Raw genomic sequence first — 18,875 nt, forward strand, 5'->3', positions numbered from 1 at the left:
GCGGCTTGCTTCTCTCTCTACTCGGCCGGGTCAGGCGTGGCCAACCCGTGCAGGTTAGCGTAGATGCGCGCAGCGAGGGCGTCATTGATGCCCTCGACCTTGGCGATTTCGGCTTCGCCAGCGGCTTTCAGGCCGACCAGGCCACCGAAATGCTTGAGCAGGCTGGCGCGCCGGCGCGGGCCGATACCGGGAATATCTTCCAGCCTGCTGGTCATCCGGGCCTTCTGGCGGCGGCCCCGATGTCCGGTGATGGCGAAGCGGTGCGCTTCGTCGCGCACCTGCTGGATGAACTGCAGCGCAGGATTGGCTGCGCCCGGGCGCAGCTCGCGGCCATCAGGCATCACCAGCGCTTCGTGGCCGGCGCGGCGCTCAACGCCCTTGGCCACGCCCACCAGCAGCACGCCTTCAACGCCCAGGTCGGCGAGGGCGGCCTGTGCCTGGGCCAGCTGGCCGGCGCCACCATCGATCAGCAGCACGTCGGGCAGCACGCCCTGCTCTTCCACGGCGCGGCGGAAGCGGCGGTCGATGGCCTGACGCATGGCCGCGTAATCATCGCCGGGCTCGATGCCACTGATGTTGTAGCGGCGGTACTGCGCGCGCACCGGCCCAGCGGCATCGAACACCACGCACGACGCCACGGTGGCTTCGCCCATGGTGTGGCTGATGTCGAAGCATTCCACCCGCTTGACCGGCTCGGCCAGTCCCAGCATTTCGCGCAGGGCTTCGCTGCGTGCGTGCTGCGCGTTGCGGCTGTTGAGTTCGGTGGCCAGGGTCAGCTGCGCATTGCGGCTGGCCAGCTCCAGGTAGCCGGCGCGTTCGCCACGCACGTTCCACTTCAGCTGCACCTTGCGCTCGGCCGAGGCCGAAAGCGCGGCCACCAGCAGGTCGGCATCGGGAATCTGCCGGTCCAGCAGGATCTCGCGCGGCGGCTCGAATTCGATGTAGTACTGCGATACGAACGCGGCCAGCACCTCTTCCGGGCTGTCCTCGCCATTGGTGCGCGGGAAGAATGGGCGGGTGCCGAGGTTGCGTCCATCGCGGAAGGCCAGCAGCAGCACGCAGGCCTGCGAGCCGTGCATGGCCACGGCCAGCACGTCCAGGTCGGCGGCGCGGCCATCCACGTACTGGCGGGTCTGCATGCTGCGCAGCGAAGCGATGAGGTCGCGCAGGCGCGCTGCCTTCTCGAACTCCAGCGCCTCGCTGGCGCCCTGCATCTGCTCCCCCAGCTCGCGGGTCAGCTCATCGCTCTTGCCTTCCAGAAACAGCGTGGCGCGACGCACCGATTCGGCATACTCCGGAGCCGGCACCAGGTCCACGCAGGGCGCACTGCAACGGCCGATCTGATACTGCAGGCACGGCCGCGAACGGTTGCGGAACACGCTGTCCTCGCAGCTGCGCAGCTTGAACAGCTTGTGCATCAGGTTCAGCGTTTCGCGTACCGCAGTGACGCCCGGGTACGGCCCGAAGTAACGGCCGGGAATGGCGCGCGGGCCACGGTGCAGGGCGATGCGCGGCCAGTCCTCGCGCGTCAGCAGCACGTGCGGGTAGGTCTTGTCGTCGCGCAGGGACACGTTGTAGCGCGGCGACAGCGATTTGATCAGCTGGTTTTCCAGCAGCAGCGCTTCGCCTTCCGAGCGCGTGACGGTCACGTCCATGCGCGCGATCTGCGAAAGCATCGACATGATGCGCGCGTTCTTCGGGCTGCCGTTGAAGTAGCTGCCGACGCGGTTGCGCAGCGCGCGCGCCTTGCCCACGTACAGCAGCGTGTCGTCGGCCGCGTACATGCGGTAGACGCCGGGTGCGGTGCTCAACTGGGCCGCGAAGGCCTTGCCGTCGAAGGCCGGGGCGGTGATATCGGTCATTCGCTGATCGGCACTTCGCTGAGCACGCCGCTGTCGGGGTCGAAACGCAGCACCGCGTGCGCGTCGGTCTCGGCGATCCACACCGCGCCGGCACCCACGGCCAGGCCGGCCGGTCCGTGCAGGCGACGCGGCAGCGGCTGGGTGACCAGGTCACCGCCACCCAGACGCAGCGTGCGCAGGCGACCGTTGCCGGTGTCGGCGATCCACAGCACGGGTGCGTCCGGGCTCAATGCAATGGCCTGCGGATACTGCAGGCTGGCCTGACCGCGCGGGCCATCGTCGGCGCCGAAGCGCCAGGCGCCCTGCCCGACCAGGGTCTGCACGAGGTCACCGCGCAGCTGCACCGCACGGATCGACGAGCCCAGCGCATCGGCCACGTACAGCACCTGCTGCACCACCGCCAGGCCCGTGGGCTGGGCGAAGGCGGCCATGTGGCCACTGCCGTCGCGCTCGTCGTTGGCACCGCTGCCTGCGCGCCATTGCAGGCTGCGCAGGCCGAGGTGGAAGCTCCACAGGCGGTTGTCGCCAGCCATGGCGATATGGAGCTGGTTGTCGGCGATCGCCAGGCCGACCGGATTGTCCAGTGCCACCTGCCGCGCCTGCGCCACCGGCCCTTCGACCGGTGTGCCGGGGCGGCCGTTGCCGCACAGCGTGTCGACCTGGCCGGTCGAGAGGTTGATGCGGCGCACCGCGTGGTTGCCGGTATCGGCCACGTACAGCGACTCGCGCTCGAGCACCAGCCCCTGCGGGCGGTGGAACGCGGCTTCGGCCAGGTTGCCATCCATGAAATCAGCAGTACCCAGCCCGAACTGGCGCAGCACGCGCCCGCCGTGGCTGCACTCGAGGATGCGATGGCGCCCGCTGTCGGCGATGTACAGGCGGTCCCGGTTGACCGCCAGGCCGGCCGGGAAACGCAGCGGATGCGGCAGTTCGGGATGCAGCTCGCTGCCCCCGCGCGACGGCGCCGGCGGCGCGCCTTCGCAGAGATCGTTCAGGGCGCGTTCCAGCTCACCGGGTGCGCTCAGGCCCACCAGCCGCTGCTGTTCGCGCCCCTGCGCGTCGAGCAGGATGACGGTCGGCCAGGCCGTGACGCCGAAGCGGCGCCAGCCGTCCCAGTCGGCATCGAGCAGCGCCGGCATCGACAGCCCCTGCCTGCGCAGCAGCTTCAGCGCAGCGCCGGCGTCGCGTTCGAAATCGAAGCGCGGCACATGCAGCACCAACGGCTGCAGGCGGCCTGGGTTGCGTGACAGCCATTGGCCGAACTCGGCCAGCCGCTGCATGCTCCAGGCCGATGCGGCATTGACGAACAGCAGCGCGACCGGCCGACCGCGAAGTTCGGTCAGGGTGCAGGGGGCGGCGTTGAGCCAGGTAGCAAACTCGGGCAGGTCCTGGACGGGCTGTGCATTCATGGCCTGATTATGCCGGACTCGGCGTCATGCAACAGTCGTGCCACGGTCCGTTCCGCGGCCTGGTCGACCATCGACCAGACCTGCTCGAAGTGATCCTGGCCGCCGGTGTAGGGGTCGGGGATGGCCTGCACGCCCTGCCCGCCCGACCACGGCAGGTACAGCGACAGGCGCCCGAGCTGGGGGTGCGTGGCCAGCCGCGCGGCGTCGCGCAGGTTGGCCTCGTCGGCGCAGAGGATCCAGTCGAAGCGTTCGAAGTCGCGCGCCTGCAGCTGACGCGCGCGCAGGCCGCCGATATCTACGCCATGACGGGCGGCGCAGGCGATGGCGCGGCGGTCAGGTGCTTCGCCCACGTGCCAGTCGCCGGTGCCGGCCGAGTCGACCTGCACCCGGTCGGCCAGCGGCGAGGCCTGCAATCGGGCACGCAGGGCGCCCTCGGCCATCGGCGAGCGGCAAATGTTGCCCAGGCAGACGACCAGCAGGTTCATCGCGCGGCCATGGACTGCAGCAGGACTTCGGCACGGGCCAGGTCCTCGGGCGTGTCGATGCCCGGCGGGAAGGCTTCGGGCGAGATCGCCACGCTGATCGGGAAACCGGCTTCGAGCACGCGCAGCTGTTCCAGTGCCTCGACCTGCTCCAGCTGGCCCGGCGGCATCGCCGCGAACTGCTGCAGGAAGCCGGCGCGATAGCCGTAGATGCCGATATGGCGCAGCCAGCGATGGCCTTCCGGCAAGGCCTCTCGGTTGCGTGCGAAGCCATCGCGGTGCCAGGCGATCGGCGCGCGGCTGAAATACATCGCCTCGTTGCGTACGTTGCGCACCAGCTTGACCACGTTCGGGTCGAACAGGGTCTCGGCATCCTCGACGGGGGTGGCCAGGGTCGACATCGGCGCATCGCCCTCGACCAGCGCCTGCGCGACGGCACGGATGCCGGCCGCCGGGGCGAACGGTTCATCACCCTGCAGGTTGACCACCACGGTCTCGTCGGACCAGCCGGCGATGCGCGCGCATTCGGCCAGGCGGTCGGTGCCGGAGGCGTGGCTGACCGCGGTCATGGCCACCTTCACCTCGGCGAGGCCATCCAGGGCGTCGGCGATGCGGCTGTCATCGGTGGCCACCCAGACCTCGCGGGCGCCGGCCAGCAGCGCGCGACGTGCCACGTGCAGCACCAGCGGCTCACCCCCCAGCGGGCGGAGCGGCTTGCCCGGCAGCCGAGAGGCGGCATGGCGGGCCGGAATGGCGACAACGAATTCAGTCATGCGGGCGGTACTCGGCAGGCGCGATACAACGGGAATGCGGCCGGCGGCGGGCGATTGCAAGCGCCGCGCGGCCGCTCAGTTCGGGCGCAGCTTGTCCAGGCGGTCGGTCAGCGCCACCCAGAAGGCGGCCGGCAGTTCGGCGCGCAGCGGCACCGCGTAATGCCAGTCGTTACCGAAGGCGCGGCACTTCACCGCGTCCTTCTCGGTCATCAGCACCGGCAGCTGGCTGCCGAAGGACAGGTCCTGCGGCTGGTAGACCTGGTGGTCGGCGAAGGCATGGGGCACCACGCCGATGCCGCGCGCACGCAGCATGGCGAAGAAGCGCTGCGGGTTGGCGATGCCGGCCACGGCATGCACGCGCTGGCCCGCGAAGTAGGCCAGCGGGCGCGGACGCCCACCCGGCAGTGGCTGCGCGCTGTCGATGTGCAGGGCCATCGGCCACTGGCCGAAACCGCAGGCCTGGGCGGCGGTGGCTTCATCGGCCTGGCCGAGGTTGACCACGCGGAAGTCACATTCGTCGGCACGACTGACCGGCTCGCGCAACGGCCCGGCGGGAATCATCCGGCCATTGCCGTAGCGGCGCTGCGCATCGATGACCTCGATTTCGATGTCGCGCTGCAGCCGGTAGTGCTGCAGGCCGTCATCGCAGACGATGACATCGCAGCCGGCCGCGATCAGTGCCTTGCCGGCCGCCACGCGGTCGCTGTCCACGCGCACCGGCACGCCGGTCTTCCACGCGATCAGCACCGGTTCGTCACCGCCCAGCGCGGTGGACGTATCGGCCTCGACCCAGCGCGCCTTGTCCGCTTCCTCGCGACCATAACCACGGCTGGCCACGCCCGGCTTCCAGCCGGCCGCGCGCAGGCGCTCGACCAGGGCGATGGTCAGTGGCGTCTTGCCGGTACCACCGGCGGTGATGTTGCCGACCACGATGACCGGCACCGGCAGCGCATGCCGCTTGAACCAGCCCTTGCGGTACAGCCGCCGGCGCAGCGCGGCCACGCCGGCATAGACCGGCGCCAGCAGCCGCATCGGCAATGGAACCGGGCTGCCGTCGTACCAGTACGGTGGGGTCTGGGTACCCTTGCCTGCCATCAGTCCTGCCTTTCGCGGAACTGCATGCTGTGCAGGTGCTGGTACAGGCCACCCATTTCCAGCAGTTCCTTGTGGGTGCCACGCTCGACGATGCGGCCGTGGTCCATCACCAGCACCTGGTCAGCGTGCTCGATGGTGGACAGGCGGTGCGCGATCACCAGGGTGGTGCGCTCGGGCATCAGGCGCTGCAGTGCGTCCTGCACCAGGCGTTCGGATTCGTTGTCCAGCGCGGCAGTGGCTTCGTCCAGGATCAGGATCGGCGCGTCGCGCAGGATCGCGCGGGCGATCGCCAGGCGCTGACGCTGGCCGCCGGACAGCAGCGCGCCGTTCTCGCCCACCGGGGTCTGCAGCTGCTGCGGCATGCGCGCGATGAACTCCCAGGCGTTGGCAGCTTCGGCCGCAGCACGGATCTGTTCATCGGTCGCGTCCATGCCATAGGCGATGTTGGCGGCGATGGTGTCATCGAACAGCATGACCTTCTGCCCGACGATGGCTACCTGGCGGCGCAGGTCGGCCAGCGGATAGTCATCCAGGGCCACGCCATCGAGGGTGATGAGGCCGCCACTGGGCTCGTAGAAGCGCGGCACCAGGCGGATCAGGCTGGTCTTGCCGCTGCCGGAACGACCGACGATGGCGGTAACCGTACCGGGCCGGGCGACGAAGCTGATGTCATCCAGCGCGATACCGCTGTCGGCGCGGTAGCGCAGCATGACGTGCTCGAAAGCCAGTTCGCCGCGGGCGCGCTGCAGAGGCGTGCGCCCTGCGTCGCGCTCGACCGGCATGTCGATGATGCCGAACAGGCGCTCAGCAGCGGCAACGCCGCGCGAAATCGAGGTCTGCACGCTGGTCAGGCGGCGCAGCGAGGGAATGATGGCCATCATCGAGGTCATCAGGCCCATGAACTGGCCGGCGTTGAGCTTGCCGGCCAGCGCCTCGCGGGTGGACACCCAGACGATGACCGCCAGCGCCAGCGCGGCGAGGAACTGGACCACGCTCGACGCCGCAGCGCGGGTCACTTCGACCTTCATGTTCAGCGCCAGCATGCGGTTGGCCAGGCGCGAATAGCGGCTGATCTCGTGCTGCTGGGTGCCGTGCACCTTCACTTCCTGCTGCGCCGCCAGCGACTGCTCGGCCGTCTGCGCCATGGTGCCCATGCCGTCCTGGATGCCGCGGCTGATGCGCCGGTAGCGCTTGCCCACGTAGGAGACGATGGCACCGATCAGCGGCACCACCAGCAGCATGGCCAGGGTCACCTTGACACTCATCTGCAGCATCACCACCAGCATGGCGATGATGGTCAGGGTGTCGGCCACCACGGTCTTAAGCGCGTCGGCGCTGGCCTGGGTGACCTGCTCGGTATCGAAGTTCAGGCGGCTGACCATCACCGGCGTCGCTTCGGTATCGAAGTGCGAGGACGGCAGGTGCAGGTATTTTTCCAGGATCTGCTCACGCAGGTCGCGGACCACGCTGCGGCCGGTCTTGGCCAGCGTGTAGTCGCTGACCCAGGTGGCCAGGCTGCGCATCAGGAACAGGCCGAGGATGGTCAGCGGCAGGATCACCGCCATGCGCGGCTCGGGATTGACGAAGCCGCGGTTGACCAGCGGTTCCATCAGCTTGGTGAAGTGGTAGCCGGCCAGGGCCTCGACCACCATCGCGATGACGGCGGCCACCATGAACACCCAGTAGGCCCGGGTATAGCCTAGCAGGCGTTTGTAGATCGGCCACACCGGCGCGTGATTGGAACTCATGGACGCACCTCTGGCGCTGTTGCGATTGCGATACGGCGGAAGCCGAGCTGGCTCAGCGCATCCTGCGCGGTGACCACGGCCTGGTAGGGGGTGCGCGCGTCGGCGCGCAGCAGCACGGTCTGCCCGCGGTCGGTACCGGCCACCGCAGCAATGATCTGCTTGACCGATTCGACGTCGGTGCGCAGCACTTCCTGGTCGTTGACGAAGTAGCGGCCGTCGGCGTTGATCAGCACGCTGAGCGAACGCGGCGGCTCATTGGTCTGCTGGTCGCTGGCGGTCGGCAGCTGCACCTGCAGCGTCGAGCGCGCATCGAACGTGGTGGTGACCACGAAGAAGATGATCAGGACCAGGATGACGTCGATCAGCGGAACCAGATCGATGTGCGGCTCATCCTGGGATCGGTCGTTGCCGATGCGCATCGATCAGGCCTTGGCCGTGGCAGGTGCGGCGGCACGCGGCGCCGGTGCGCCGTTCATCACGCCCGGGCGGCCGTCCAGCGTGTCCAGCAGGGCGCTGGCTTCCTGTTCCATCTCCACCACGTAGCCGTGGATGCGGCCCTTGAAGAAGCGATGGAACATCAGCGCCGGGATGGCCACGATCATGCCAGTGGCGGTACACACCAGCGCCTTGCCGATGCCGCCGGCCAGCTGGTTCACATCACCGACGCCGTGGTCGAGGATGCCCAGGAACATCTGGATCATGCCGATGACCGTGCCGAGCAGGCCCAGCAGCGGGCCGGCCGAGGCGATGGTGCCCAGCGCGTTGAGGAAACGCTCCATGCGGTGGACCAGGTGGCGGCCGGTGTCCTCGATGCGCTCGCGGATCTGGTCGCGCGGGCGGTTGCGGGCTTCCAGCGCCGCGGCCAGCAGCGCGCCCAGCGGCGAGTTCGCCCGCAGGGTCTGCAGGTGGGCCGGGTCGAGCTTGCCGCGGGCAGCCCAGTTGCGCACTTCCTGGCCGAGGCCAGGCGGCAGCACCTCATTGCGCCGCAGGGACCAGAAACGCTCCAGGACGATCGCCAAAGCCAGTACGCCCAACAGCAGCAGCGGCACCATCGGCCAGCCACCGGCCTTGACCAGTTCCCACACGTTTCAACCCTCCGGCCCAACGGCCGCTTGTTCGATCGGCGATAGGATAGCAGCCGACCGCGCCCGCCCAGCGGCATCCCACCACCGGGCCGCGTGGATACGCTGTTCACGCACCTGCAGCCCTTGTGCGCCAAGCCATACGCGGATCGCGCCGGCGTCGGCCGTGGCCAGCACCTCGGCGCCCACGGCCCGCCAGCGCAGGACTACGTCACGTTTCGGGTGGCCGAAGCGGTTCTGATGTCCGGCCGAGACCAGCGCCAGCCGGGGCGCCACGGCCGCCACCCAGGCGGCTGTCGAGCTGCCGCCACTGCCGTGGTGTGGCACCAGCACCACGTCGGCGCGCACCGCCGCCGCCTGCGCCTGCAGCAGCTGCTGTTCGGCCCGTGCGCCGATGTCGCCGGGCAGCAGCACGACCCCGTGGGCACCGGCCACCCGCAGCACGCAGCTGGCCTCGTTGTCACGTTCGCTGCCATCGGCTGGCGGATGCAGTACCTGGAAATCTACCCCGTCCCACTGCCAGTGCAGGCCTTTCATGCAGGGCCTGGCGCCCTCGACCTGGCTGCCTGGCGGGGCCAGCACCTGCAGCCCCGGCAGCACCCGGCGCAGGGCCGGCAGAGCGCCCGCATGGTCGAGGTGGTCGTGGCTGAGCAGCAGTTGCGCCGGCGGCGCCTGCCCCAGCGCGCGCGCGGCCGGCAGCAGCACCCGTTCGCGGCCCTCCCCGGCCGGCGGCCCGGCGTCGTACCAGAGCGCATGCGTGGCGGTGCGCAGCAGCACCGCCGCACCCTGCCCCACATCGTGCACCAGCACTTCCACCTCGCCGTGGCGCGGCCCCGATGCGGCGGGCCACAGCAGCGGCAGGCACAGCAGCGCGCCCGCCAGGCCACCGCCGGCCCCGCGCGGCAGCAGCCACCAGAACACCCCGGCAAGGGCTGCCGGCAGTGCCCAGCGCGGCGCCTGCGGCAGCCACCACATCGCCTGCGGGTGCTGCGCCAGGGGCTGCAGCAGCCCCCAGCTGAGATCGAATACCCAGGCCGCCGCGCGCCACGGCCACATCCCCGCCCCGTCGTGCAGCGCCTGCAGGCCGGTGCCGAGCAGGGCCAGCGGCACCACCAGCAGGCTCCACCAGGGAATGACCGGCAGGTTGATCACCGGCCCCAGCCACGACGTGCCGCCGAACAGCACCACCGCCAGCGGCAGCAGTGCCACGCTGGCCACGCCCTGCCCGGCCAGCGCCGCGCGCAGCACGCCGCCGACGCCGGACGGCGACTGCTGCGGCAGGCACCACAGCAGCCACAGCACGCCACCGAAACTGAGCCAGAAGCCTGCCGACAGCACCGAGAGCGGGGCCGGCAGCAGCATCAGCGCGGCCGCCAGGGACAACGCCGGCGCCGTGCCCAGCGGCCGCCGGCAGACCCGCGCCATTGCAACCGCAGCGATCATCAGCGCGGTGCGCACGGTGGGCAGTTCGCTGCCCGCCAGCAGCGTGTAGAAGGCGGCCGCCAACGCCGCGGCGCACGCGGCGGCCTGCGGACGCGGCCAGGCGCGTGCCAATGCAGGGCAAAGCCCCCACAGACCTGCGCACAACAGCGCCGCAAAACCCGCGACCAGACCGACGTGGAAGCCGGAAATGGCGATCAGGTGGGTCAGGCCCAGCGCACGCAGCTGCTCCCAGTCGGTATCGGTCAGGCCACGGGTATCGCCCACGGCCAGCGCTTGGACGAATCGCGCTGACGGCCTGCCGACCTGGGCGGCGATGGCGGTACTGCAACGCTCGCGCCACGCGGCCAGGCCATGGGCGGCGCGCAGCTGTCGGGCGGCTCCGGGCTCGCGCACGTTGCCACTGCCGGCCAGGCCCTGCAGCAGCGCATGGCGTTCCGCATCGAAGCCGCCCGGATTGATCCGTGAGCGCGGCGGCCGTACGCGCAGCGACAACTCCCAATGGGCACCGGCGTGCAGCGTGCCGCGCAGGGCATCGTGAACCGCGGAACGCCGCGGTGCATGCCAGCTGACCTGCAGGCGCCGCCCCTGCAGCGCCGGCCATCCTTCCACCTCAGCCACGTCGAACAGAAAACGGCTGTGGTCATCGCGCCGCACCGGCAGGTCAGCGATGCGCCCGCGTACCCGTACATCCTGCGCCGTCGCCGCCGCCGGGAGCTGCTGCTGCAGGGCCAGGTGGCCGTGGCAGCCGGCCCAGGCCAGGCCGAACACGGCGGCGGCCAATGCGCGCCCGCGCCACCGCCATGCCCAACCCGGCAGGGCCAGCAGCGCCAGTACGCTGCACAGCCAGCGCGGCGGCAATGCCGGCAGCAGCACGCACGCCAGCGCCCCCAGCACCAGGCCGGCGGCACAGGCAGGGCCCAGCAGGGGGGCAACCACGGCAACGGTGCGCATGGGCGCAGCGTCGCCGCGCGGCGGCAGGGCTGCCTATCAGGCAAACCCGCGCGCCGCTGTGGGCAGGCTCAGCGGCGCAGGGTGGCGCGCTGGAAGTTGACCCGGAAGCTGGCGCCACCACCGACGGCTTCGGCCACGCTGACCGTACCACCGTGGTGCTGCACGATCTCCTTGACCAGATGCAGCCCCAGGCCGCTGCCACTGCCGGCGGCACGCAGGCGATGGAAGGGTTCGAAGATCGACTCGCGGTCACCGACCGGCACGCCCGCGCCCTGATCGCTGATCTCCAGCAGTCCCTGCGCATCCAGGCGCACGCAGATGGTGCCGCGGCCGCCACCGTGGACGATGGCGTTGTGCACCAGGTTGGCCATCACCCGGCCCAGCGCCAGGCCATCGCCCTGGATCCAGACCGGTGCTTCCGGCGCATCCACTTCGAAGCCATACCCTGCGCCGACCACCAGTGGCGCCAGCTCGGCCGCCGATTCACGCACCACATGGGCCAGATCCACGCGCTGCAGCGTGCTGACGTTGCGGTCCAGGCGCTGCAGGTCGAGCAGGTGCTCGGCGACGTTGCCCAGCCGCGCCACGTCGGTCAGCAGCTGCGACTTCAGTTCACCCTGAGGAAGCTGCGACAGCCGTGCCTGCACCACCGCGATCGGCACGCGCAGTTCGTGCGCGGCATCGGCCAGGAATTTGTCGCGCGCGGCGTAGCCCTGCTGCACCTTGTCGATGGCATCGTTGAAGGCACTCACCAGGGGCGCGACCTCGGTGGAGACCAGCTGTTCGTCCAGGCGCGCACCGGGCTGGCCGACGTCCAGCTCCTTGGCCTGCTGCGCCAGCCGGCGCACCCCACGCATCGCACGATGGATGACGGTGGGCATCACCAGCAGGGTGACCACGATCAGCGGCAGGAAGAACCAGAAACCGATCAGCCGCAGCACCATCAGCGCGCCGTCGACCAGCCCGCCCTTGGGCGCGCCACCGGCCATCACCGTGATGCGACGTCCATCCTCGATGCGCACCATCACCCGCGCCACGTCCAGATAGGGCGGCACCAGCGATCCGACTTCGGTTGCGCCCAATGCCGGCAGCCGCGCCAGCAGCGGTGCATGCAGCGCAGGTACCTTGCCGCGCTCCAGCCAGATGCCGCGGTCATCGACGGCGACGAACCACAGGTTGCCACCGGCGCGCGCGTTCAACGCCTGCCAGCGCGGCTCGTCCAGCACCATGTGCGCGCCCTGGCTGTGCACGGCCTTGGCGACGTCCTCGGCGGTGAACATGTCCATGTTCCAGGACTCCTTGTCACCCCAGGTCAGGATCAGCGCCACCACCGCGAACAGCACGGTGAACGCCTGCGCCAGGAACAGGCGCCAGGCCAGGCCGAGGGTGATCGAACGGATCTGCCTGGCCATCTCAGGCCTCCGCCAGCAGGTAGCCGACGCCGCGGATGACGTGGATCTCCACGCCCGCGCCCGCCTGCTGCAGCGCCTTGCGCAGCTTGGAGATATGCGCATCCAGTGCGTTGGACTGGATCTCATCGTCGAAACCGTACACCGCCGCCTCCAGCGCACTGCGGGTGACCGTGCGTCCCTGGCGCATCGCCAGCGCCTGCAGCACCAGTACCTGACGCCGCGGCAAGGTCAGCAGCTGGCCGTCGACCTGCGCCTGCAGCGATTCGAAATCGAACTCGAAGTTGCCCAGCCGCAGGCTCGGCGTGACCATCGCCGACGGCCGCCGTGACACTGCGCGGATGCGCGCCATCAGTTCTTCGATCGCCACCGGCTTGACCAGGTAGTCGTCGGCGCCGACATCGAGCCCCTCCACCTTGTCCGACAACGTGCCCTTGGCGGTCAGCATGATCACCGCGATGTTCGGCCGCAACGCACGCGCGGTGGCAACGAAACCGGCGCCATCGCCATCGGGCAGCTGGCGGTCGAGCAGCAGCAGCTGGTGCACGGGTTCGCGCAGGGCCAGCGCCGCCTCGGACAGGCTGCCGACCACGTCGGCGACCACGCCCTGCCGTTCCAACCCCGACTGCAGGGCCCGCGAGAGATCGGGATCGTCTTCCACCAGGAGGATGCGCATCGTGGGCTCGGCTACCGGAAACGCTGCCGATGATAGTGCCTGCCGGGCACCAATGAGGCCTTTGCACGGACATTACCGTGGCGCAATGTTCCGACAATGTTGCGCGGTCAGGATGCAACACGGTTCCCTGCAAAGTGCCCCTCGATGCTCCCGTTGCCCCCTGCCCTGCTGCGCCCCCTGCTGTGCACCGCCGCTCTCTCCACGCCGCTGCTGGCGAGCGCCCAGGAACAGGCACCGGGCGTGCAGGCCGGCATCACCTTCGGCGCGACCACGGGTGCGTACGCGCACTACGATGACAAGCCACTGGTGGTGCCGGCGCTGGCATGGCAGGGCAAGCGCTTCCATGCCAGCCCCGGCTCGCTGGGCATGTACCTGTACAAGGAACAGGGCCTGCGCGTTTCCGCGGTGGTCACGCCCTACACGCTGCGCTTCAAGACCGAAGACGTGACCGATGCGCAGCTGCGCCGCCTGCATAGCCGGCAGATGTCGGCCATGGCCGGCGTCAGCGCCGAGTACAGCGCCGACTGGGGTGCCCTGTCGGCCAGCGTCAAGCGCGAGGTCAGCGGCCACGGTGGCGGCCTCGAATCCAGCCTGTATTACAGCTATCCGATCCAGGCCGGGCGCTTCACCTGGGTGCCGCGCGTGGGTGTGGTGCACAGCAGTGCACGCCTGCTCGACTACTACTACGGCACCAGCGACGAGGAAGCCCTGCGCTCCGGTCTGGCCGCCTATTCGCCGGGCAGCGCCACGTCGCCGGGCCTGCAGATCGCGGTCAGCACACCGCTGGGTACGAAGTGGCGCGCTACCGGCGTGGTCGCCAGCCAGTGGTTCGGCGATGCGGTCAAGGACAGTCCGATGGCCCGCCGCGGCGCGCAGAACTCCGCCTTCATTTCCCTGATGCGCGCGTTCTGATCGCGCGCCCTGCAACGGACAAGGACACCCCCATGGCCTCCGTCTCCTTCCCCACCGATGCGCAGGCCATCCTGCGCGCGCCCGACCTGGACAGTGCAGAGCAGGCCTACCTCGGCCTGATGCCGGACCAGGCCCACATCGACGCGCTGGTGCGCCGCGCACTCGGCCTGTCGCGTGTTGCCGATGCGGCCCGCGGCTATGCCCTGTCGATGACCCTGGTCGGCCTGCGGCTGCAGGAACTGGAGATGGACGAGGCCTGCGCCACGGCGCACCGCCAGTCGACGCTGCGCAACCTTCGCCAGGTCTACGCCGCGGCCTGAGCGGCGCTGCTGGTGCGCGGACCGGCCCGCCAGCGCACGGATTCATCTCCGTAGCGAGCCCTTGGCACGCACATTTCCCCGCTTCGTCGCATGCCGGTATCGATCCGCCAGCGCCAATGACACGCTGCACTCCCTTCTCCGGAGCACCGCGCCATGCCGATGCTTGCCCTGCTGCTGTTGCACGCGGTCCTGTCCAGCGCTGGCAGCGGCGGCCCGGATGCGGGCCAGGCGCTCCCTGCCGGGCTGACCCCGGCCAGCCCCGACGATCTCTGCCTGCAGCTGCGCCTGCGCCAGGACAGCATGCTGCGCTGGGAGCGCGGCGCAGGCGGGAAGACGCATGCCCTGGGCGTGGTCCACCAGGTCGAGGGCCACTGGCAGCTGCGTCACCGCTTCAACATGGGCGCATCGGGCGCGCACTGATCGCCAGCCGCGATTCATCATCGCCAGCACGCCCGGTGACAGCATGGTGCCCTGTCGAAAGTAAGCGCCATGAAGACCCGGATCGTTGCCCATGTACTGTTGCTGCTTGCCGTCGTGCTGCTTGCCGCCTGCTGCCCGTTCGGCAGCGAAATCCGCACCCGCCCGGTCTACGTGAACCCACAGCTGACGCCTGCCGCGTCGCGCTCGCTGGTCGCCGACTGCGATCACCAGGGCGCGCAGCTGCGCCGCCAGCTGGAGGCGGCGTATGTGGAAAACGCCCGGCAGGAATGCGCGCTGCCGCAGCCGTTCGCGGACTACCGCTTCGTCAATGCCATGGGCGAGGCCGTTTCCCCGGAGCGCGCCATCGAGGCACGCGCCGACCACGCGCAGCGCGCCTGCACTGCGGCGCAGGGAAAGGACAGCGCGCTGGCCGCGATGTGCCCGGAGTGCCGCAGCAAAGCCGAGGCGCGCGTGCAGCAGTGCCGCATGGACAAGGGCCTGGTGCGCAGCGAACGACCGGTGCGTATGTGCCGCATGATCCAGTTCTGAGGGGCGGAAGCCAGGCAACAAAAAAGCCGACCCATCGGGCCGGCTTTCCTGTTTCCACCGCTGCACCGGCAATGCCGGGAGGCAGGTGGTGGGCGGTACAGGGTTCGAACCTGTGACCCCTACCATGTCAAGGTAGTGCTCTACCGCTGAGCTAACCGCCCATCTTGTTCGTGCCGCCCGAAGGCTGGCCTTGCTACGTAAAAACCCGGCGCCAGGGCCGGGCTTTTCAGGTCACGACAGCCCCTCTGGAAGGGACTTCGTGGTGGGCGGTACAGGGTTCGAACCTGTGACCCCTACCATGTCAAGGTAGTGCTCTACCGCTGAGCTAACCGCCCGTTTTGCTTCTGCATCTCCGCGATTGCGTTGGTGCAGGCCGCGTATATTACGGATGCCGACAGGTAAGCGCAACACTTTTGTGAAGATTGCCGCGCTGCCGTGTTCAGCCGAGGCTGGCCTCCTTCAGCTGCCGGATCTGGTCGCGCACGCGGGCGGCATCTTCGAACTCCAGGTCCTTGGCGTGCTGGTACATCTGCTGCTCCAGCGCCTTGAGCCGTGTGGCCAGCTGGGCCGGCGACATCGACCGGTAATCGGCCGCATCCTCGGCAACTGCCCTGCCCTTGCCCTTGCCTTTACCCTTGCGGGACTCCTTCTCGGCGGCATCGGAGCGCGCGCCTTCCAGCACGTCCACGATCGGCCGGGCCACCGAACGCGGCACGATGCCATGCTCCTCGTTGTACTCGACCTGCTTGGCGCGGCGGCGGTCGGTCTCGTCGATCGCGGCCTGCATCGAGCGGGTGATCTTGTCCGCATACAGGATGGCCTTGCCACGGACGTTGCGGGCGGCGCGGCCGATGGTCTGGATCAGTGAACCGGTCGAACGCAGGAAACCTTCCTTGTCCGCATCCAGGATCGCCACCAGCGAGACTTCCGGCATGTCCAGGCCTTCGCGCAGCAGGTTGATGCCCACCAGCACGTCGAACTTGCCCAGGCGCAGGTCGCGGATGATCTCCACGCGCTCCACCGTGTCCACGTCCGAATGCAGGTAGCGCACGCGGATGCCATGTTCGGTCAGGTACTCGGTGAGGTTCTCGGCCATGCGCTTGGTCAGCGTGGTGACCAGCACGCGGTCACCGGCCTTGATGCGCTCGTTGGCTTCGCTCATCAGGTCGTCGACCTGGGTGCCGACCGGGCGGATCTCCACCACCGGATCGATCAGGCCGGTCGGGCGCACCACCAGCTCGGTGATGTCATCACCGGCCTCGCGGTACTCATACGGGCCCGGCGTGGCGGACACGTAGATCGCACGCGGGCAGCGCGCCTCCCATTCCTCGAAACGCAGCGGACGGTTGTCCAGCGCCGACGGCAGGCGGAAGCCGAACTCGACCAGGGTTTCCTTGCGCGAACGATCGCCCTTGAACATCGCGCCGATCTGCGGAATGGTCACGTGCGATTCGTCGATGACCAGCAGCGCGTCCGGCGGCAGGTAGTCGAACAGGGTCGGTGGCGGCTCGCCGGCATTCTTGCCGGTCAGGTGCCGCGAGTAGTTCTCGATGCCGTTGCAGAACCCGACCTCGGCCATCATCTCGATGTCGAACTGGGTGCGCTGTGCCAGGCGCTGCGCCTCGACCAGCTTGTTCTCCGCGTACAGCTGCTCCAGGCGCTCCTTCAGCTCCACCTTGATGGTCTCCACGGCGGCCAGCACGCGCTCGCGCGTGGTGGCGTAGTGGGTCTTCGGGTAGACGGTGAAGCGCTGCATGTTGCGGATCGTCTCGCCGGTGAGCGGATCGAACATCGTGATCTTTTCAACCTCGCCATCGAACAGTTCGATGCGCAGGGCCTCGCTGTCCGACTCGGCCGGGAACACATCGATCACTTCGCCACGCACGCGGAACGTACCGCGCTGCAGTTCGTACTCGTTGCGCGTGTACTGCAGCTGGGTCAGGTGGTTGATCAGGTCGCGCTGCTCGATGCGCTCGCCCTTGGACAGGATCAGGCGCAGCGACAGGTAGTCTTCCGGCGCGCCCAGGCCGTAGATGGCCGACACGGTGGCCACCACGATCGCATCCGGGCGCGACAGCAGCGTCTTGGTCGCCGCCAAACGCATCTGCTCGATGTGCTCGTTGATCGAACTGTCCTTCTCGATGAAGGTGTCCGAGGACGGCACGTAGGCTTCGGGCTGGTAGTAGTCGTAGTAGCTGACGAAGTACTCCACCGCGTTGTGCGGGAAGAACGCCTTGAATTCACCATACAGCTGCGCGGCCAGCGTCTTGTTCGGCGCCATGATCAACGTCGGCTTCTGCACGTTCTGGATGACGTTGGCGATGGTGTAGGTCTTGCCCGAACCGGTCACGCCCAGCAGCGTCTGCTTGGCGATGCCCGCTTCGAAATTATCGGTCAGCTTCGCGATCGCGTTGGGCTGGTCGCCCGCCGGTGAATACGGCGAGACGAGTTGAAAACTGTCGCTCATGGTATTGCCAGGTCCCGGGAATGATGATTATAGCGGCCGGTCTGGTGACGGCCGGTTGAGGAAACGCCCTGCACCGCGATGCGTGCTCGGCCGATGGCCGGCATGGGGAGCAGGCGTTCAGGCTGAAAGCATGAAGCCGTGCCGCTCCCTGACTCACCTGCCCCACCCCGCGCCGGGGTTCCATCTGATGGAACTGCTGCTGGTCGTCATGCTGCTGGCCGTCCTGCTCACGCTCGCATGGGGCCCCTGGCAGCGCCTGGTGGCACGCCTGCGCGCCGACACCCTGCGCGCCGAGCTCACCGGCAGCCTGGTGCTGGCGCGCTCCACGGCGGTGACCCAGCGCAGGCGGGTCACCGTCTGTGGCTCGCTCGACGGCATGTCCTGCAGCCAGGAATGGAGCCTCGGCTGGCTGGTGCGTACGGAAGACTCACCGTGGGGAGCAGCAGCACCGGGCAAGGTCGTGCATGTGCGCGACCGGCAACCGGGCGGCATCAGGGTCCAATCCAGCCAACACCGCCCTCATGTGCAGTTCCTGCCGGACGGACGCAATGCAGGCACCAACCAGTCCCTCGTGCTGTGCGTGGACGGGCGCGAGCACAGCCGTGTGGTCATCAACGTGACCGGCCGGGTACGCAGCGAGCGCCCCCGATCACCCGCCGACTGCTGAGACGGCGCCAGAGCAACAACGAAAAAAGCCGCGATTTCTCGCGGCTTTCTCGAATCTGGCGCCCGAAGTTGGACTCGAACCAACGACCCCCTGATTAACAGTCAAGTGCTCTAACCGGCTGAGCTATTCGGGCGGGGAGGCGAATTCTAGACGGTGATTGCAGGGGATGCAATACCCTCTTTACCAGCAGCCGGCGACTTTCGCCGCCGTGGGGGTCTTGCGCCCGGCCTGGTCCAGAGTCAGGGTGCCGCACTTGTCCTTGTCCTGCCCGGTCGCCGGCACTGCCTGCAGGGTGAAGGCCGATGCAGTGGCCTTCCCGTTCAACGAAATCGTGTAGCGCGACGTGCCATCACGCGGGGACTGCTCGAACGGCAGCGTCGCCCCCGCATAGGTGTTCTGCACGGTGTGGAAACGCTCCAGCTGCTGGGCGATCTCCACCAGATCGGCCTTGGCCTGGGCCCGGCGCGAACGCAGCACGTACTCGCTGTAGGACGGGATCGCAATGGCGGCAAGGATCGCCACCACCGCTACCGTGATCATCAGCTCGATGAGGGTGAAACCACGCGCCATGCGGGAAAACGAGTTGATCTTCATACGATGCTCTCTGGCA

Annotated in this window: 18 protein-coding genes and 3 tRNA genes; 5 read left to right on the forward strand and 16 right to left on the reverse strand. The window is 68.9% G+C overall.

The window, feature by feature from the left end:
* Positions 1-17: 17 nt before the first annotated feature.
* The 11 genes from uvrC to FJU31_RS04320 all read right to left on the reverse strand — a co-directional run bounded on the left by uvrC (position 18) and on the right by FJU31_RS04320 (position 12,930).
* Positions 18-1,862, reverse strand: coding sequence for an excinuclease ABC subunit UvrC (uvrC, locus tag FJU31_RS04270; protein WP_150453624.1), 1,845 nt, complete (start codon positions 1,860-1,862; stop codon positions 18-20).
* Positions 1,859-3,271, reverse strand: coding sequence for a hypothetical protein (locus FJU31_RS04275; protein ID WP_150453625.1), 1,413 nt, complete (start codon positions 3,269-3,271; stop codon positions 1,859-1,861). Before FJU31_RS04275 ends, uvrC begins: the two co-directional genes overlap by 4 nt.
* On the reverse strand, positions 3,268-3,756 hold the full coding sequence (locus tag FJU31_RS04280) for a low molecular weight protein-tyrosine-phosphatase (RefSeq protein WP_150453626.1): 489 nt from the start codon (positions 3,754-3,756) through the stop codon (positions 3,268-3,270). Before FJU31_RS04280 ends, FJU31_RS04275 begins: the two co-directional genes overlap by 4 nt.
* Positions 3,753-4,526: a 3-deoxy-manno-octulosonate cytidylyltransferase gene (kdsB, locus tag FJU31_RS04285; protein WP_150453627.1), complete on the reverse strand. Its 774-nt coding sequence runs from the start codon at positions 4,524-4,526 to the stop codon at positions 3,753-3,755. Before kdsB ends, FJU31_RS04280 begins: the two co-directional genes overlap by 4 nt.
* Before the next feature lie 75 nt (positions 4,527-4,601).
* Positions 4,602-5,621, reverse strand: coding sequence for a tetraacyldisaccharide 4'-kinase (lpxK, locus tag FJU31_RS04290; protein WP_150453628.1), 1,020 nt, complete (start codon positions 5,619-5,621; stop codon positions 4,602-4,604).
* Positions 5,621-7,369 carry a lipid A export permease/ATP-binding protein MsbA gene (msbA, locus tag FJU31_RS04295; RefSeq protein WP_108768414.1) on the reverse strand — a complete coding sequence of 583 codons (1,749 nt, stop codon included), beginning with the start codon at positions 7,367-7,369 and terminating at the stop codon, positions 5,621-5,623. Before msbA ends, lpxK begins: the two co-directional genes overlap by 1 nt.
* Positions 7,366-7,788, reverse strand: a complete 423-nt coding sequence (locus tag FJU31_RS04300; protein WP_150453629.1) for an ExbD/TolR family protein — start codon at positions 7,786-7,788, stop codon at positions 7,366-7,368. The genes msbA and FJU31_RS04300 overlap by 4 nt, the downstream gene beginning before the upstream one ends.
* Before the next feature lie 3 nt (positions 7,789-7,791).
* Positions 7,792-8,454 carry a MotA/TolQ/ExbB proton channel family protein gene (locus FJU31_RS04305; protein WP_108768412.1) on the reverse strand — a complete coding sequence of 221 codons (663 nt, stop codon included), beginning with the start codon at positions 8,452-8,454 and terminating at the stop codon, positions 7,792-7,794.
* Positions 8,455-8,457: 3 nt separating this feature from the next.
* On the reverse strand, positions 8,458-10,845 hold the full coding sequence (locus FJU31_RS04310) for a DNA internalization-related competence protein ComEC/Rec2 (protein ID WP_150453630.1): 2,388 nt from the start codon (positions 10,843-10,845) through the stop codon (positions 8,458-8,460).
* Between the two features lie 68 nt (positions 10,846-10,913).
* Positions 10,914-12,257, reverse strand: a complete 1,344-nt coding sequence (locus FJU31_RS04315) for a sensor histidine kinase (protein ID WP_150453631.1) — start codon at positions 12,255-12,257, stop codon at positions 10,914-10,916.
* A gap of 1 nt (position 12,258) precedes the next feature.
* Positions 12,259-12,930 (reverse strand): response regulator transcription factor, encoded by a 672-nt coding sequence (locus FJU31_RS04320; protein ID WP_150453632.1) that lies wholly within the window; start codon positions 12,928-12,930, stop codon positions 12,259-12,261.
* A gap of 144 nt (positions 12,931-13,074) precedes the next feature.
* On the opposite strand from FJU31_RS04320, the gene FJU31_RS04325 reads away from it, so the two are divergent.
* The 4 genes from FJU31_RS04325 (at position 13,075) to FJU31_RS04340 (ending at position 15,131) form a co-directional block, all read left to right on the forward strand.
* A complete protein-coding gene (locus tag FJU31_RS04325; protein WP_150453633.1) occupies positions 13,075-13,842 on the forward strand; it encodes a MipA/OmpV family protein in 768 nt (255 codons plus the stop codon).
* 32 nt (positions 13,843-13,874) lie between these two features.
* Positions 13,875-14,162: a hypothetical protein gene (locus tag FJU31_RS04330; protein WP_150453634.1), complete on the forward strand. Its 288-nt coding sequence runs from the start codon at positions 13,875-13,877 to the stop codon at positions 14,160-14,162.
* Positions 14,163-14,315: 153 nt separating this feature from the next.
* Entirely contained in the window at positions 14,316-14,582 is a 267-nt protein-coding gene (locus FJU31_RS04335; protein ID WP_150453635.1) for a hypothetical protein, read from the forward strand.
* Between the two features lie 69 nt (positions 14,583-14,651).
* On the forward strand, positions 14,652-15,131 hold the full coding sequence (locus FJU31_RS04340; protein WP_150453636.1) for a hypothetical protein: 480 nt from the start codon (positions 14,652-14,654) through the stop codon (positions 15,129-15,131).
* Between the two features lie 86 nt (positions 15,132-15,217).
* Here FJU31_RS04340 and FJU31_RS04345 read toward each other — a convergent pair.
* From FJU31_RS04345 to uvrB, 3 genes are all read right to left on the reverse strand, one after another.
* A tRNA-Val gene (locus FJU31_RS04345) sits at positions 15,218-15,292 on the reverse strand.
* A gap of 99 nt (positions 15,293-15,391) precedes the next feature.
* Positions 15,392-15,466, reverse strand: a tRNA-Val gene (locus FJU31_RS04350).
* A 104-nt stretch (positions 15,467-15,570) separates the two neighbouring features.
* Positions 15,571-17,598, reverse strand: a complete 2,028-nt coding sequence (uvrB, locus tag FJU31_RS04355) for an excinuclease ABC subunit UvrB (RefSeq protein ID WP_150453637.1) — start codon at positions 17,596-17,598, stop codon at positions 15,571-15,573.
* A 187-nt stretch (positions 17,599-17,785) separates the two neighbouring features.
* On the opposite strand from uvrB, the gene FJU31_RS04360 reads away from it, so the two are divergent.
* Complete coding sequence (locus tag FJU31_RS04360; RefSeq protein WP_246161211.1) at positions 17,786-18,265, forward strand: GspH/FimT family protein; 480 nt, start codon at positions 17,786-17,788, stop codon at positions 18,263-18,265.
* Positions 18,266-18,321: 56 nt separating this feature from the next.
* On the opposite strand, the gene FJU31_RS04365 is transcribed toward FJU31_RS04360, so the two are convergent.
* Both FJU31_RS04365 and FJU31_RS04370 read right to left on the reverse strand, forming a co-directional pair.
* A tRNA-Asn gene (locus tag FJU31_RS04365) sits at positions 18,322-18,398 on the reverse strand.
* 47 nt (positions 18,399-18,445) lie between these two features.
* Entirely contained in the window at positions 18,446-18,859 is a 414-nt protein-coding gene (locus FJU31_RS04370) for a type IV pilin protein (RefSeq protein WP_150453639.1), read from the reverse strand.
* Positions 18,860-18,875: the final 16 nt, after the last annotated feature.

This window comes from Stenotrophomonas cyclobalanopsidis (genome assembly GCF_008710035.1).
GTDB classification, from domain to species: Bacteria; Pseudomonadota; Gammaproteobacteria; order Xanthomonadales; family Xanthomonadaceae; genus Stenotrophomonas; species Stenotrophomonas cyclobalanopsidis.